Origin of the sequence: Pseudomonas sp. 32_A (genome assembly GCF_017490905.1) — a bacterium.
Lineage (GTDB): Bacteria > Pseudomonadota > Gammaproteobacteria > Pseudomonadales > Pseudomonadaceae > Aquipseudomonas > Aquipseudomonas inefficax.
The window spans coordinates 48280-63206 of sequence record NZ_JAFGYI010000017.1; the positions used below are offsets into that span (position 1 = coordinate 48280).

14 protein-coding genes are annotated in these 14927 nt (G+C 62.7%); 9 read left to right on the plus strand and 5 right to left on the minus strand.

The annotated features are described in order from the left end of the window. The first annotated feature begins 17 nt into the window (after positions 1 to 17). Positions 18 to 785 (plus strand): SDR family oxidoreductase, encoded by a 768-nt coding sequence (locus J5M58_RS12790; RefSeq protein ID WP_112252804.1) that lies wholly within the window; start codon positions 18 to 20, stop codon positions 783 to 785. Here the strand turns inward: J5M58_RS12790 and J5M58_RS12795 are convergent, their stop codons facing one another. Together J5M58_RS12795 and J5M58_RS12800 are read right to left on the minus strand one after the other, a co-directional pair. After that, on the minus strand, positions 786 to 1607 hold the full coding sequence (locus J5M58_RS12795; RefSeq protein WP_207878325.1) for a bifunctional 2-polyprenyl-6-hydroxyphenol methylase/3-demethylubiquinol 3-O-methyltransferase UbiG: 822 nt from the start codon (positions 1605 to 1607) through the stop codon (positions 786 to 788). 187 nt (positions 1608 to 1794) lie between these two features. Beyond that, on the minus strand, positions 1795 to 2145 hold the full coding sequence (locus J5M58_RS12800) for a hypothetical protein (protein ID WP_112252806.1): 351 nt from the start codon (positions 2143 to 2145) through the stop codon (positions 1795 to 1797). Between the two features lie 114 nt (positions 2146 to 2259). On the opposite strand from J5M58_RS12800, the gene J5M58_RS12805 reads away from it, so the two are divergent. From J5M58_RS12805 to J5M58_RS12825, 5 genes are all read left to right on the plus strand, one after another. After that, positions 2260 to 2550 (plus strand): RcnB family protein, encoded by a 291-nt coding sequence (locus J5M58_RS12805; RefSeq protein WP_112252807.1) that lies wholly within the window; start codon positions 2260 to 2262, stop codon positions 2548 to 2550. A gap of 126 nt (positions 2551 to 2676) precedes the next feature. Then, on the plus strand, positions 2677 to 2868 hold the full coding sequence (locus J5M58_RS12810) for a hypothetical protein (protein WP_112252808.1): 192 nt from the start codon (positions 2677 to 2679) through the stop codon (positions 2866 to 2868). Positions 2869 to 2942: 74 nt separating this feature from the next. After that, positions 2943 to 3329, plus strand: coding sequence for a glycine zipper domain-containing protein (locus J5M58_RS12815; RefSeq protein WP_087500050.1), 387 nt, complete (start codon positions 2943 to 2945; stop codon positions 3327 to 3329). 126 nt (positions 3330 to 3455) lie between these two features. Continuing rightward, positions 3456 to 5285: an SLC13 family permease gene (locus J5M58_RS12820; protein WP_112252809.1), complete on the plus strand. Its 1830-nt coding sequence runs from the start codon at positions 3456 to 3458 to the stop codon at positions 5283 to 5285. 139 nt (positions 5286 to 5424) lie between these two features. After that, complete coding sequence (locus J5M58_RS12825) at positions 5425 to 6849, plus strand: sensor domain-containing diguanylate cyclase (RefSeq protein ID WP_207878328.1); 1425 nt, start codon at positions 5425 to 5427, stop codon at positions 6847 to 6849. Between the two features lies 1 nt (position 6850). Here J5M58_RS12825 and J5M58_RS12830 read toward each other — a convergent pair whose 3' ends face one another. Then, positions 6851 to 7612: a TSUP family transporter gene (locus J5M58_RS12830; RefSeq protein ID WP_207878298.1), complete on the minus strand. Its 762-nt coding sequence runs from the start codon at positions 7610 to 7612 to the stop codon at positions 6851 to 6853. A gap of 99 nt (positions 7613 to 7711) precedes the next feature. Here J5M58_RS12830 and J5M58_RS12835 point away from each other — a divergent pair, with 99 nt between their 5' ends. Further along, entirely contained in the window at positions 7712 to 8617 is a 906-nt protein-coding gene (locus tag J5M58_RS12835; RefSeq protein ID WP_207878300.1) for a LysR family transcriptional regulator, read from the plus strand. Positions 8618 to 9188: 571 nt separating this feature from the next. Here J5M58_RS12835 and J5M58_RS27945 read toward each other — a convergent pair. Then, positions 9189 to 9386, minus strand: coding sequence for a hypothetical protein (locus tag J5M58_RS27945; RefSeq protein ID WP_243432331.1), 198 nt, complete (start codon positions 9384 to 9386; stop codon positions 9189 to 9191). Positions 9387 to 9748: 362 nt separating this feature from the next. On the opposite strand from J5M58_RS27945, the gene J5M58_RS12845 reads away from it, so the two are divergent. Then, positions 9749 to 10792 carry an alpha/beta fold hydrolase gene (locus tag J5M58_RS12845; RefSeq protein ID WP_207878301.1) on the plus strand — a complete coding sequence of 348 codons (1044 nt, stop codon included), beginning with the start codon at positions 9749 to 9751 and terminating at the stop codon, positions 10790 to 10792. Positions 10793 to 11086: 294 nt separating this feature from the next. Then, positions 11087 to 11272, plus strand: coding sequence for a hypothetical protein (locus J5M58_RS12850; protein WP_112252816.1), 186 nt, complete (start codon positions 11087 to 11089; stop codon positions 11270 to 11272). A 222-nt stretch (positions 11273 to 11494) separates the two neighbouring features. Here the strand turns inward: J5M58_RS12850 and J5M58_RS12855 are convergent. Continuing rightward, on the minus strand, positions 11495 to 14927 hold a 3433-nt coding region (locus tag J5M58_RS12855; protein WP_207878303.1), incomplete at its 5' end, for an immunoglobulin-like domain-containing protein.

The window sequence follows — 14927 nt, forward strand, 5'->3', positions numbered from 1 at the left end:
ATAACAAGGAAAACAGCATGTCCAAGACCCACCTGTTCGACCTCGACGGCAAGATTGCCTTCGTTTCCGGCGCCAGCCGTGGCATCGGCGAGGCCATCGCCCACCTGCTGGCCCAGCAAGGTGCCCATGTGATCGTGTCCAGCCGCAAGCTCGACGGTTGCCAGCAGGTGGCCGAAGCCATCATCGCCGCCGGCGGCAAGGCAACGGCAGTGGCCTGCCACATCGGTGAACTGGAGCAGATCCAGCAGGTGTTCGCAGGCATCCGCGAACAGTTCGGGCGGCTGGACATCCTGGTCAACAATGCCGCTACCAACCCGCAGTTCTGCAACGTGCTGGATACCGACCCAGGGGCTTTCCAGAAGACCGTGGACGTGAACATCCGCGGATACTTCTTCATGTCGGTAGAGGCCGGCAAGCTGATGCGCGAGCAAGGTGGTGGCAGCATCATCAACGTGGCGTCGATCAACGGGGTTTCACCTGGCCTGTTCCAGGGCATCTATTCGGTGACCAAGGCGGCTGTCATCAACATGACCAAGGTCTTCGCCAAGGAGTGCGCGCCGTTCGGGATCCGCTGCAACGCCCTGCTGCCGGGCCTGACCGACACCAAGTTCGCCTCGGCACTGGTGAAGAACGACGCCATCCTCAACGCCGCGCTGCAGCAGATCCCGCTCAAGCGCGTGGCCGACCCCAAGGAAATGGCCGGCGCCGTGTTGTACCTGGCCAGCGATGCTTCCAGCTACACCACCGGTACCGCACTCAATGTCGACGGTGGTTACCTGTCCTGATCAGGCTTTTACTGCAACCAGGGTATAGCTCAGGGGCAGGCGTGCGGGCTGCTCGCGCAGGCGATATTCACCGTCGTCGCCCTTGACCATCTGGCCCGGCAGCGCCTCCCAAGGGATGCTCTGGTGCTCGACCAGGGCGGTCAGCTGCAAGCCGTGGGCCAGCACGGCGCTGATCACCTCGCCCAGGCCGTGGTTCCACTCGTGGGTTTCGATGTGCGAAAGGCGCTGCTCGGTTTCGACGTAGGTCTGGTCGTTGTGCCACACCGTCGGCTCTTCGTGCTCGAAATACGGGTATTCGAGTTGGAGGCGGTCCTGGTGGTCTTCGTTGACTGCCATCAGCATCGGGTGCCCGTCGCGCATGAACAATCGCCCACCCGGTTTCAGCAGTGCCGCGACAGTGCGTGCCCACGGTTCGATGCGAGGCAGCCAGCAGAGCGCGCCGATGCCGGTGTAGACCAGGTCGAACGTGCCGGCTGGCAGTACCTTGTCGGCGACGTAGACATCGGACTCGACATACGCGATGGATGTGGCACAGCGCTGGGCCAACGCACGCGCCTCGGCCAGCGACGCCGCGGAATAGTCCAGACCACAGGCCTTGGCGCCAAGGCGCGCCAGCGAGAGGGTATCGGTGCCGATATGGCACTGCAGGTGGACGACATTGAGCCCGTCGATGTTGCCGAGCAATGGCAGATCGAAGCGTACTGTTTCGGAGAGGTGTCCGGGATCCTGGACGAGCCGTTCGACTTCGTAGTCGTTCGAAGCAGCGTGCAGCGGGGCACGTTCATCCCAGCTGGCGCGGTTGAGTTGCAGCGAGCGGTCCATGGTGTCGTCCTTGATTCGGGGGGGGCTCATGCTAGCCTCCACCAATCTTCCAGCGACAGAACCGAAGTGCTAAAAATTGTAAAGCTGGTGCGGTCACTGTGGGAGCGGGTTTACCCGCGAATGCAGTGTTGAATGTATCGACGCATTCGCGGGTAAACCCGCTCCCACGGGGAAATGTGTCTTGCTGTTACAAACAGGTCGCAGCCGCCGCCCGGCGCTGCAGGGCCACGCTGTCGTTCTTCTGCGCGTAGTAGTCCACACGCGCCCCACCGGCCTGTGGATACACGTCCACGAACGCCTCGGCCTCACGGGTATACACCGTGAACCCACCCTGCTTGCGTGGTTCCAGATAACCACTGGCGTCGTCACCGAACACCTTCTCTTCCTGCCAACTGAACTGAATGCACTGGGCCACCAGTTCCGGCGCCTTGTGCGAGTCGAGCTGCGCGGTCGGCTTGGTGCCGCGGGCCGTTTCCATGGTCGCAGAAGCACAACCGACCAGCATCAGCGCTGCGGCCATCTGCAGAATCGCACGCATGTTCCATCCTCAGGGTAAAAAAGAAGGCGACTCTAGCACTGGCAAGCATCGCGAGTGAATTGTCACGCGCAGGTGGCGGTCGCAGATAAGGCATTCCGTCACAAGGAGATCGTCATGAAATTGCACTACCTGCTGTTCGCCGCCCTTACCTGCCTGCCCCTCGCTGCCACCGCAGCTTCCTCCAGTGAAGAAAGCATCACCGCGCCAGAAACCCACAACCGCGAACTCAAGGTCGGCGACAAGGCACCGGACCAATACAAACGCGATGACCAGGCAATCAAGGACTGGAAAGCCAAAGGCCTGCCCGCGCCGGAAAAGGAAAGCCACTGGGTAAACATGGGGGGGCGTTACGTGCTGGTGCAGATCACCAACGGTGTGGTGCTGGCGATTCAGCCAAGCCACTGATTCCAAACTCTCCCCGCCGCTCATCGCTGGCACGACAAATTTTTGCCTGCCAGCGAAACCAAATGGATCCTTTCCAGTCTCAGAGGGTGTGCCGTAAACCTTTGCGGATCAAGGACCTATATCGTGATGACCCGTCTTGCAAGCCTTTCGCTGATTGCCGTTGTCCTGCTGACCGCAGGGTGCCATAGCCATCGCTACCATGACGACGACGATGGCTGGCGTGACCGTGACCGTGACCATCGCCACCACCATCGGCATGACCGCGACGACGATGATGATGACAATCGTCGCTATCGTGGTGACCGCTACTACCGCTGAAGCGTCTTTTTCAACCCTGGCCAGCCGCCCGTTGCGCGGCACCTTAACCTGATGATTCCTTTGAGGTTCGTATCATGCGTCTGACTCTGCCTTCCCTTGCCCTCGGCCTGCTGCTGTGCCAGGGCGCTTTCGCCGGTGACGGTACCGCCGCCATTGGCGGTGGCCTGGGTGGTGTTCTGGGTAACGTTGTCGGTCAACAGATCGGCGGCAAGACGGGGGCGGCCATCGGCGCCGGCCTCGGCGGCGCAGCCGGCAGTGCGGTAGGTGCACGCAAGGGCAACCGTACCGAAGCCGCCATCGGCGGTGGCCTGGGTTCGGCCGGCGGTTCGCTGCTGGGCGGCGCGGTAGGCGGCAAGACCGGCTCCACCGTGGGTGCCGGCCTGGGTGGCGCAGCCGGTGGTGCCATCGGCAACCACCTGGGCGACAACAATGGCAAGCACCGTCACCGCCACCGTCACTGATCGGGTGAATCCGGGGCTGCTGTGCAGCCCCTTTTCTTGCAGCACATCAACACCTCCTTCAGCACAATCCGGCACACTGGCTGCTACTGTCTATCGTGCCCCCGTGTGAAGGAACACCCCCTCCCCATGAACCAAGAGCTACTCTGGGTCCTCGGCCTGCTGGCCATCGTCATCGCCCTGTTCGTCATCAACCGCCCGCGCATGGACGTAGTCGCGCTGCTGGTAATCCTCGCCCTGCCGCTGTCGGGCATCCTCACCGTGGAACAAGCGCTGGCCGGCTTCAGTGACCCCAACGTGGTATTGATCGCCGCCTTGTTCGTGATCGGCGAAGGCCTGGTGCGCACCGGCATTGCCTACCGCATCGGCGAATGGATGAGCGAGCGGGCCGGCAACAGCGAGGCGCGCCTGCTGGTGCTGCTGATGGTGGCTGTGGCGGGACTGGGGTCGATGATGAGCTCCACCGGCGTGGTGGCCATCTTCATTCCGGTGGTGCTGAGCATCGCCGCGCGCCTGCAGCTTTCGCCCGCCCGCCTGATGATGCCGCTGGCCTTCGCTGGCCTGATCAGCGGCATGCTCAGCCTGGTGGCCACGCCGCCCAACGTGGTGGTACACAGCGAGCTGGTGCGCCATGGCGAAGCGGGCTTCAGCTTCTTCAGTTTCACTCCGTTTGGCCTGGTGGTGCTGGTGCTGGGCATCGGCTACATGCTGTTGACCCGGCAATGGCTGAATGGCGAAGTACGCAAGGACGGCCGCGTGGAAAGCCGCCGTACCCTGCTGGACCTGGTGCTGGACTACAAACTCAACGGCCGTGAACGGCGCCTGCGCATCCGCCCCAACTCACCGCTGATCGGTCATACCCTGGGCGAGCTGGAACTGCGCACCCGGCATGGCGCCAACGTGATCGGCATCGAGCGCCAGCACAAGTTCACCACACGGGTGATCGCCGCCAGCTCCAGCACCGTGCTGCACCAGGGCGATGTGCTGCTGCTCGACCTGTTCGCCAACCGCGACGACCTGCGCAGCCTGTGCCAGACCATGCAACTGGAGCCGCTGCACTTCAAGGCCGCCTATTTCATTGACCAGTCCCAGGAGCTGGGCATGGCCGAGGTCTTGCTGCCACCAGGGTCGAAACTGCTCGGCAAGAGCATCCTCGAACTGGCCTTCCGAACTCGCTTCGACCTCAACGTGGTCGGCTTGCGCCGCGACCAGGTGGCGATCGAAGAACAACTGGTGGAAGAAAAGCTGCGCCTGGGCGACACCCTGCTGGTCGTCGGCCCGTGGAAAGCCGTGCGCCAGCTGCAAAGCAAGCCCAAGGACTTCCTGGTACTGAGCCTGCCCGCGGAAGTCGACCTGGTCGCGCCCGCCCGTACCCGTGCGCCACAGGCGTTGCTGAGCCTGGCGGTGATGGTCGGGCTGATGGTCAGTGGCGCGGTCCCCAATGTCATAGCCGCACTGATCGGCTGCCTGCTGATGGGCGCAGGCCGCTGCATTGACATGAACAGCGCCTACCGGGCCATCCACTGGCAAAGCCTGGTGCTGATCGTCGGTATGCTGCCCTTTGCCCAGGCATTGCAGAAAACCGGCGGCATCGACCTGGCGGTGGGCGGCCTGGTCAGCGTGCTGGGTGATGCCGGCCCCAGCGCCATCCTTGCCTGCCTGTTCGCAGTCACGGCGGTGATCGGCCTGTTCATCTCCAACACGGCCACTGCGGTACTGATGGCACCCGTGGCAGTCAGCACCGCAACGCAGCTGGGCATGTCGCCCTACCCGTTCGCCATGACCGTGGCGCTGGCCGCCTCGGCGGCCTTCATGACCCCGGTGTCATCGCCGGTGAACACACTGGTACTGGGCCCGGGGCAATACCGCTTTGCCGACTTCGTCAAGGTCGGCGTGCCGTTCACCGTCCTGGTGATGCTGGTGACCGTGTTGATGGTGCCGTGGTTCTTCGGGCTGTGAGGTGACAGACTTCGAATGAAGGCAATCTGGCGTTATCACGAGCGATCGCGGCAGATTGACATCAAGTCCCCTGACGAAACACACTTACGCGCAATTGCCCCAGGTGCTTCAAGCCGTTGTCCTGGATTTCGTTTCCGCCTTGCCGGTCGAGCCCATGGTTTTTCCAGCCCAATCGCGCTTGTTGCACTACGTCGTTCTACTCGGCCTGACCTTTGCCCTGACCCTGGGCGGCATCCTGGCCCGCCCGATCGAATCCCTGTCGCTGTTCTGGCCGGTCAATGCAGTACTGGCCGGCGTACTACTGCGCTACCCCCGCCAGGCCACACTCACGGGCTTTGCCCTGGTCTGGCTGGCCATGGTCGGCGCCGACCTGCTGTGCGGCAGCGCCTGGGTACCGGCGCTGTGGTTCAACCTGTGCAACCTGGGCGTGGTAGTCACCCTCTGGCTGATGCTCTCGCGCTTGCCGCGCCTGCACCGGCGCATGCGTACTCCCCACGGAGTACTCAGTGTGTTCGGCGCCTGTGCCGCCGGCGCGATAGTGGCGGCCAGCATGGCGGCGGCAATAGCCACGCCGTGGTTCGAACAGTCGTTGCGCGTCACCTGGCTGGCCTGGTTCAGTGAACAATTCTCGACCAGCGTACTGGTGCTGCCAGTGCTGCTGACGGCGCCTTCGGCACGAGCGCTGATGCGCGGTGGTGCCCAGGCCATCCGCCTGGCGCCGTTATTGGTGCTGCTCGCATCGCTGGCGTTCAGCATTGCCTTCGGCGGCCCCGGGGCCATCGCCTTCCCGATTGCCGCGCTGCTGTGGTGCGCCTGGACTTACTCACCGTTCCTGGTCTCGCTGTTGACACTCACCGCTGGCAGCACACTGATCGTGGCGGTGGCGCAGAACCTCATGCATTTCAGCTTGCCGCAAAGCGAGCTCGGGGTGAGCACCCTGATGTCGGCGCGCCTGGGCATCGCCATGCTGGTGCTTGGGCCGCTGGTGGTCGCCTGCGTCAGCCAGGCCAACCGCAGCCTGATGGCCCGCCTGGCGCATCAGGCCACCATCGACCATCTCACCGGCGTGCTGACCCGCAGCGCTTTCACCCGCCGCGCCAACGCGCTACTGGAAAGCCGCCAGCAACACGCCCAGGCACTGCCGCTGACCCTGATGATGCTGGACATCGACCACTTCAAGTCGATCAATGATGCCTACGGCCATGCGGTCGGTGACCAGGTGCTGCGCCAGTTCGCCAGCACCTTGCAGGACCAGTTGCACGATGGTGACCTGTTCGCCCGCCTGGGCGGCGAGGAATTTGTCGTGGTCCTCCCGGGCCTGGCGCCAGGCCAGGCCAAATTCGCTGCCGAACGCCTGCGCCGCGCCGTGCAGGACCTGTATGTGGTGCAGGCCGACCAACACCTGCAGATTACCGTCAGTATCGGCCTGGCCGGGTGTGCCGCCGATGTGCCGGCCCCCACCCTCGACGAACTGCTGGCGCGCGCCGACCAGGCGCTGTACCGGGCCAAGGCCCATGGCCGCAACCGCGTCGAACAGGCCGAGCCGCAACACCAGGTGATATGAACTAGCCGCCCAGCAGGTCCCACGTCAACTTGGCGATCAGCACGCACAACAGCACCAGGAACAGCCCGCGCACGAAGCCCGCGCCCTTGCGCACCGCCAGCCAGGTACCGGTCAGCGCGCCGAGGATGTTGCACACTGCCATGGGCAAGGCGATGGCGTACAGCACGTTGCCCGATGGCACGAAGAACACCAGCGCCGCCAGATTGGTGGCGATGTTCACCACCTTGGCCGACGCCGAGGCGTGCAGGAAGTCCAACGCGAAGAAGCGGATGAACAGGAAGATCAGGAAGCTGCCGGTACCCGGCCCGAACAGGCCGTCGTAAAAACCGATCGCGCCACCGATCAGCATTGCCAGGCACTGCTCCTTGCGGCCGATCCTTGCGGGTTTGTGCAGCGTGCCGAAGTCCTTCTTGCAGAAGGTATAGATGGCCATCAACACGATCAGCACCAGCACCGCCGGGCGCATCACGCTGGGCGGCACCAGCGACACCGTGGCGGCACCGGCGAACGACATGACGAAGGCACTGAGCGCAGCCGGCACGATCAACCCCCAGTCCAGCGTCACCCTGCGAATGAACGAACGCGCAGCGAAGGCCGTGCCACACACCGATGCCAGCTTGTTGCTACCGAGCAGTGCCGCCGGTTGTGCGGTGGGCAGCACGTTGAACAAGGCCGGGATCTGGATCAGCCCACCGCCGCCCACGGCGGCGTCGATCAGCCCTGCTGCGAAGGCGAATACGGAGAGCACAGCGATATCCATCATGACGCGGGTTCCAGGCAGTGAAGACGCCTGCAAGGCTAATCAAAGTGCCGCGCTTGTGTTGAAATGCCATATTGCGAAAACTGCAACGAGGAACAGGTGATGGCATTGGACATGCTGCGGGAAATCCAGGCGTTCGTCAGCGTGGCGCACAAGCGCAGCTTCGTCGCCGCCGCCCGCGCCCTGGGGCGCTCACCCAGCGCGATCACCCGCGCGGTACAAACCCTGGAAGACAACGCCGGGAGCAAGCTGCTCAACCGCAACGCCAATGCCGTGACCCTGACCGAAGCCGGCGAGCGCCTGCTGCCTCACGCTGAACGCTTGCTGGATGTGCAACGTGATGCTGCCGATGAACTGGCCGCGCTAAGCGGCAGTGCACAAGGCTGGATCCGCTTCGCCGTGCCGCAAGTGCTGGGTGAACATGTACTGCCCCAGGTGCTTGCCGAGTTTTCCCGCTGCCACCCCCAGGTAACCCTGGACGTGCAGTACAGCGACGGGGCCCTGGACCCGCTGCAAGGCAAGTTCGATTTCGTGGTGCGCGGTGCCTTCCCGCAGTCGAGCGAATTGATCGGCTACCCGCTGTGGGATTACCGGCGACACCTGTATGCGAGCCCTGAATACCTGGCCCTGGCCGGCACGCCAGAACAACCCGAGGACCTCGAAGGCCACGCGTTGATCCTGCACACCGCCCCGCGCATCCTCAAGGCCTGGCACTTCTGCCGCGACGATGAGATCACCAGCCTGCGCCCCAGGCCCAGGCTGCGCCTGGACTCAGGTGAGGCGGTGTACCACAGCACCCTGGCCGGTGCCGGCATTGCCCGACTGGCCGCTTGGGTCGGCGAAGCGCAGGTCAAGGCCGGACGACTGGTTCGAGTATGCCCGCAGTACCGCCTGACCGCCAGCAACGGCCAAGACCCGCAGATGCACGCCGTATACCCCGCCGGCGAACTGCCAGCGCGGGTACGCCACCTGCTGGCAGCCCTGCGCCGCGCCGGCCTGGCCTACTGAAACATCCTCTTAAATCGCTGTTCAAATTCTGCTCAATTTAACAGAGCCCGCCGCAGGCCTGGCTTGCAGCACTTTATCCACAGACCTACCCACGTTTTTTGTGGACAGTTTTCCCAGTGCAAAGAAAGACTTATCGTACAAATAGGCAGGGTGAATCGGCCAACAAAGAAGAAAAATGGGCCCGCCCGGAGGACAGGCAGGCCGCGAGGCAAATAGGTGGTGAACGTCAGCTTGGCGGAATGGTGCCAAGAATACCAATCAGAATGGTCAGCAGCAGAAAACCACCCAGGAATAGCGCGAGCTTGCCCATTGGAACCTCTACAAGTGTGATGCGGGAATGGGCATATTGTCGGGCTTGGGCTGATACCGTTACAGATTCAGGTTTATGGAAAAAAAGCGGATCAGATGCGAGGCACCGGTTCTTCTGTGGGAGCGGCCTTGCGTCGCGAAGGGCCGAGCAGCGGACCCAGGGTTTCGATGCATCCCTCAAAATTGCCGGGGCCGCGCAGCGGCCCTTTCGCGACGCAAGGCCGCTCCCACAAGAACTTCGTACTTGGAGCGAACGCGCACATCAGGTCAGCGGCTGAAGCTTCTGCGCAGGCAACCAGCCATACTCGTCATTGCCATGGCGTCTGCACCAGACCCAGCCATTGAGCGGGCGCACCATCTGCACCAACTGCCCCGGGTCGGCATCCAGTTCATGCGCCGAGTAGTGGTCCAGCGCCCTGCCCTGGCACATGCTGAGCCACTCGATCAATTGGGCCGGCACCCAGCCGGGCTCCTGGCCAGTGCAGGTGCACAGGTACCAGTCCTGCTAACCAGGCTCGCCTTCGTAGCGTGGGCCAATGTTCAGCAAGGTGCCCTTGGCGAAGCGGATGGGCCGCGGGTACTCACTGCGGTGAGATTCAATCACAACGTAATGCATGGGCCTCTCCTTGGCCGGGAAACCAATCGATCGTAGCAGAAGCGGCAAAACCGGCTGCCAGCCGGTATTTGTATCTTCATGTGTACAGATTGAGACTTGATACACAGGAACGTTTCCTGCAGGCCGAGCGGACACATCCTCGATACAGCCGTCATCTTTACTGGCCCCATCAACCCGCACCGATGGCTTCGCCAAGGAGATGCCCGATGTCCGCCCGCCACTCGACCACCGCTCTGCCACGCCGCTTCAGCCGTACGCTGCTCGCCTGTGCCCTGCTGCCGCTTGGCCTGCTGGCGGCGAACATGGCCACGGCTGCACCGCTGCAGGCCCAGCCAGCCGCCACGGCGGCGGATGACTTCGGCCCGCTGAAACACATTAACGCTGGCGTGCTCGATGTGGCCTACGTAGAGCAAGGCCCCGCCGACGGCCCGGTGGTGATCCTGCTGCATGGCTGGCCATATGACATTCACAGCTTCGAGCAAGTTGCACCCGCCCTGGCGGCAAAGGGCTACCGGGTGTTGGTGCCCTACGTACGTGGTTACGGGCAGACCCGCTTCCTGTCTGCGGCAACCCCACGCAATGCCCAGCCCTCGGCACTGGCCAGCGACGTGATCGCCTTCATGGACGCGCTGCATGTCCAGCGTGCCGTGCTCGCCGGTTTCGACTGGGGCGCACGCACTGCCGACATTGTCTCGGCGCTATGGCCAGAGCGGGTAAAGGCGCTGGTATCGGTCAGCGGCTACCTGATCAGCAGCCAGGAAGCCGCCAAGGCCCCGCTGCCCCCCAGTGCCGAGTTGCAGTGGTGGTACCAGTACTACTTCGCCACCGCGCGCGGCCAGGCCGGCTATGACAAGAACCGCCATGCCTTCGCCAAGCTGATCTGGCAAACCGCCTCGCCCAAGTGGGCCTTCGACGACGACACCTTCGAGCGCAGCGCCAAGGCCCTGGACAACCCCGACCAAGTAGCGATCACCGTGCACAACTACCGCTGGCGGCTGGGGCTGGCCCAGGGCGAAACGCGCTACGACCCGCTCGAGGCCAGACTGGCCAGCTTCCCCAGCATCGGCGTACCGACCATCACCCTGGAAGGCGACGCCAACGGCGCCCCGCACCCGCCGGCCGAAGCCTATGCGCAGCGCTTTACCGGCAAGTACGAGTACCGGCTGATCAGCGGCGGCATCGGCCACAACCTGCCGCAGGAAGCGCCGCAGGCGTTCACCCAGGCGGTGGTGGATGCGGACCATCTGTAGCTTGCGGAGCGGCAATTGCTACATAAGGTTTCGAAAAGAACGGCAGGTCCTGGTTTGAACTGCGTCGAGGGCCTGCATTATCGAAAACCGATTGTGCCCAGCTATCGCGCGGTGTTGAGGCGGATTTGAAAGACACGATCTGAAATGCGGCTTGTAGGATCTTTTACCTCGAAATGTAGGAAGAATCGAAGCACTGAGATTTGCCTGTATGAAACATCAGTTTCTCCAGCAAATTCGAGCTGCTACGGTCCAGTTTTCCTACAACGGCACGGAAGCCTACAGCATGAGAAAAGCATGGATCCGTTCAATACCTCGGCCCTGAAGTTACAGAAGAGTTTGCTTAACCTGCGCCTTGAGCGTGACCGCCTGAGAAGGGAGGGCAAGGACAAGGAAGCGGACGAACTCGCGGCACCGATCGCGCGGATGGAGGCAGCTATTCAAAAACTGCCGGATGGCATGAAGCCGGTGACCCTGCAGTAAAACCTGGGGGAGCAGGGTTCACCCGCCAACACGTTCGAAGCTGAGGGCTTTGCTTGAGCCGGCAATGATTCTGGTGCAGCCATTTGCCGAGAATCGGACTTTGCACCAGCCATCAGAGATTTGTAGCCTGCGCTGGCTTCTTCGCGGGCACGCCCGCTCCCACAGGATCTTCACAGTACTCAAGAACCCCGCAGCGGCCTGGTGGCCGCCGCAGGGCGCGGCTCACTGCTCCGAATGGTCGATCTTGATGGTTGGATCACCACCACTGACCAGCGAACTGACCGTGGTGTTCGACCAGTTCACTCCTTCGAGCTTGATCGACACATCAGCGCTGCTGGTATCACTGCCGGGTGTGAACTTGCCCTGGGTGCTGACCTGCAAGGTCGACTCGCCACCGACCGTGGTGATCTTCAGGTAGCTTTCGATCGCCGAAAGCGATTCGCCCTGCAGCAGGGCACTCAGGTCCAGGCGGTCGCCTTCTTCAGCATTGAAGTTCCTGATCACGTCATGGCCAGTATCACCTGCCGACCACACGAAGGACTCGGCGGTGCCGTTGCTGCCGGTGACGGTACTGTCACCTGCCCCCACGAACAGGATGTGGTCATCGCTGCCAAGCAAGGACGAGAAGCTGCTGTCCGATGCGTCGCCCGCCATCAGCGACATCGTGCTCATCGACGTCGAGGCTGCATCGCCATGGGATGTCACCACGAACGAGCTGCTTGCCGAATCACCATCGTGGTCAGTGCCGATGACATGGACCGTGAAGTTCAGGTCGCTGGCCGGCTTCTCTTCTACGTAGGTAAGTTTGGTGAAGGTTGTGTCGAGGGTACTTTTGTTCGGGGCAGCCAGGGTAATCGTGTCGAAGGCGTGACCGGCAAGCCCCGCGAAGTCACTGGCCAGAACCTTTATGGACTCGGAGCCCGAGGTGATGGTGTATGTCTTCGTCGCCTCATGCACAACGCCATTGGCGTCCTTGTAGGAGGCGATGATATCGACATTACCGCTGACCTGAAGCCGCGCAATGCCCAACGTGACCTCTTTCATCGAGATGGCGTGCTGCTGGGCATCGGTGAACGCCACGGAGAACATCTCGTTGGCAGAGAAGTGGTTGTTACCCACCCCCAATCCATTGCCGACATTGATCGTCGGTTTCCCTGTAGCACTGGCCAAGGCTTCGAACGTGGCCGTTATGCCGCTATTGAAAGTAACAGACAAGGTTGAGGAATTCCCGGACTTCAAACCTTCCAGGTTGAACGTGTCTCGGCTACCTTCACGCACGCTGTTCTGGGTGACGGTGTAGTGCCCATCCGCTCCCAAGGCAAGCGTGAACACCTTCGTGGTACCGTCGAAGACTTCCACCGTGGCGCCGCTCGCATCCGTTGCCTTGCTGCTCCAGCCCGAAGGCAGGCCAACGATGGTGCCGAACTTCAGCGTACCCATGCCATCACCGCCCGCCAGGAAGTGCGTGTCGCCAACCGCCGTGTACCCGACAGTGTTCCACATGCCGGCATTGTCACTGGTGGCGAAGGTCGGGCTGTCGTCTTCGACACTGATGGTCAGCGTGCCGGTCGATGAAGTGCTGCCGTCGGTAACGCTGACACCAACGTTGAAGGACAGTACATCCTCGGCCGCCTGGTTCGGATGATCGAGTGGCCCCTTCAGCTCCACGGTGTAATTGCCGCCGTTGTCGATCCTGATTTCGATCACATCCTTGCCACCGGCCGTGCCGGTCAGCGTCTTGCCGCCATTGGACAACGCCCATTGCACACTCTGGCCAGAGGATGTCAGCGCTGTCGATGGTACTGCCAGGCTGACCGAGAGGTTGGCTGACGGTGTGTCGATATCGCTGATTGTCAGCTTGCCAATGTACGACTTGCTGTCGCTTTGGTCGGCTGGTGAACCGACGGTGTCTTTGTTCCCGCCGATCAGCCCCTCCTCGGACACCAGCGCGGCACCCGAAGTGATGGTTGGCGTGGCGTTGGTCATGCCCACCGCAACGCTGGCGCCCGGGACCAGGTTCTCGAACACCTTGCTACCCGTGCCATTCTGCGTGATCTGGTCGATGCCCACGGACACGCTGCCACCACCCACGAAGACACCGTCGGGAATGGCACCTTTCACCGTGCCGGTGGTGCTGCCCGCCGCCACCATGATGGTCAGGCCATTATCCAGCTTGATGGTCAGGCCGCCATGGTTGCTTGCACTCATGCCCGCCGGCGCTTCCAGATTGACCGTGTAGGTCACCTCCTGGCCCTTGGCTGCCGGGTTGGGCGAAGCGCTCAGCACGACCGTCACGGTGTTGATGGTATCGGTGACCGTGAGGGTCGTGGTGGCACTGGTGTTCAGGTTCTCGAAGTTGTGGTTGCCCACATTTGTCACGCTGATGGTCTGGGTTTCGCCGTCCTTGAAGACGTCATCGCCCTGCGCCACGAATGGTGCGGTGGTCGCGGTGGTGGCGTCCTTGGCGAAGCTCAGGGTCTGGCCGTTGCTCAGGGTGACGGTGAACGCCTGGCCTGCCGGGTGGCTCAGGGTGCCGGTGATGGTCGTGGTGTTGCCTTCCTGCACGGTATTACCGGTGAGGGTCAGCGTCACTTCATCGCCGCCATTCGGCGTACCCGGGGTGCCAGGGTTGCCTGGAGTGCCCGGTTCGTCGGTGATCTGCAGAGTGACCGGGTCGCCTTTGACCAGGTTCTCAAAGACCTGTTTGCCCGTGCCTTGCTCGGTGATCCCGGAGATGGCGATGCTCGGCGCACTGCTGCCGACATAGACGTTATCTGCCAGGTTGGCGGTTTGCGAGCCAGTAATTTCCCCGGCCGGAATGTGAACGATCTTGCCATTGCTCAGTGCGATATCCAGGCCGCCATGCTGGGTCAGGTCGGCACCGATCGGCCCGGTCAGGGTGATGGTGTAAGTCACCGCCTGGCCTTCCACCGCCGGGTTCGGCGAGATGCACAGCTCGGCCTTCACGGTGTCGACGGTGTCGCTCACGGTGACCGTCGTGGTGGCACTGGTGTTCAGGTTTTCGAAGTTGTGGCTACCGGCATCGGTCACGCTGATGGTCTGGGTTTCGCCGTCCTTGAACACGTCATCGCTCTGCGCCACGAACGGTGCGGTGGTCGCGGTATGCGCGCCCTCGGCAAAGGTCAGGGTCTGGCCGTTGCTCAGGGTTACGGTGAACGCTTGGCCTGCCGGGTGGCTCAGGGTGCCGGTGATGGTTGTGGTGTTGCCTTCCTGCACGGTGTTGCCCGTCAGGGTCAGCGTCACTTCATCGCCGCCATTCGGCGTGCCTGGGGTGCCAGGGTTGCCTGGCGTGCCTGGTTCGTCGGTGATCTGCAGGGTCACCGGGTCGCCTTTGATCAGGTTCTCAAAGACCTGGGTGCCCGTGCCTTGCTCGGTGATCCCGGAGATGGCGATGCTTGGGGCACTGCTGCCCACATAGACGTCGTCCGCCAGGTTAGCGGTTTGCGAAGCGCTGACCTGGCCCGCAGGGATGTTGATCACCTCGCCGTTGCTCAGGGCAACGGACAAACCACCGTGCTGACTCAGGTCGGCACCGGCAGGACCGGTCAGGGTGATGGTGTAGGTCACCGCCTGGCCTTCCACTGCCGGGTTCGGCGAGATGCTCAGCTCGGCCTTCACAGTGTCGACGGTATCG

Excerpts from the sequence above, each read along its gene's own strand:
- J5M58_RS12790 (WP_112252804.1), top strand. The coding sequence starts at position 18 with ATGTCCAAGACCCACCTGTTCGACCTCGACGGCAAGATTGCCTTCGTT.
- J5M58_RS12795 (WP_207878325.1), bottom strand. The coding sequence starts at position 1,607 with ATGGACCGCTCGCTGCAACTCAACCGCGCCAGCTGGGATGAACGTGCC.
- J5M58_RS12800 (WP_112252806.1), bottom strand. The coding sequence starts at position 2,145 with ATGCGTGCGATTCTGCAGATGGCCGCAGCGCTGATGCTGGTCGGTTGT.
- J5M58_RS12805 (WP_112252807.1), top strand. The coding sequence starts at position 2,260 with ATGAAATTGCACTACCTGCTGTTCGCCGCCCTTACCTGCCTGCCCCTC.
- J5M58_RS12810 (WP_112252808.1), top strand. The coding sequence starts at position 2,677 with ATGACCCGTCTTGCAAGCCTTTCGCTGATTGCCGTTGTCCTGCTGACC.
- J5M58_RS12815 (WP_087500050.1), top strand. The coding sequence starts at position 2,943 with ATGCGTCTGACTCTGCCTTCCCTTGCCCTCGGCCTGCTGCTGTGCCAG.
- J5M58_RS12820 (WP_112252809.1), top strand. The coding sequence starts at position 3,456 with ATGAACCAAGAGCTACTCTGGGTCCTCGGCCTGCTGGCCATCGTCATC.
- J5M58_RS12830 (WP_207878298.1), bottom strand. The coding sequence starts at position 7,612 with ATGATGGATATCGCTGTGCTCTCCGTATTCGCCTTCGCAGCAGGGCTG.
- J5M58_RS12835 (WP_207878300.1), top strand. The coding sequence starts at position 7,712 with ATGGCATTGGACATGCTGCGGGAAATCCAGGCGTTCGTCAGCGTGGCG.
- J5M58_RS12845 (WP_207878301.1), top strand. The coding sequence starts at position 9,749 with ATGTCCGCCCGCCACTCGACCACCGCTCTGCCACGCCGCTTCAGCCGT.
- J5M58_RS12850 (WP_112252816.1), top strand. The coding sequence starts at position 11,087 with ATGGATCCGTTCAATACCTCGGCCCTGAAGTTACAGAAGAGTTTGCTT.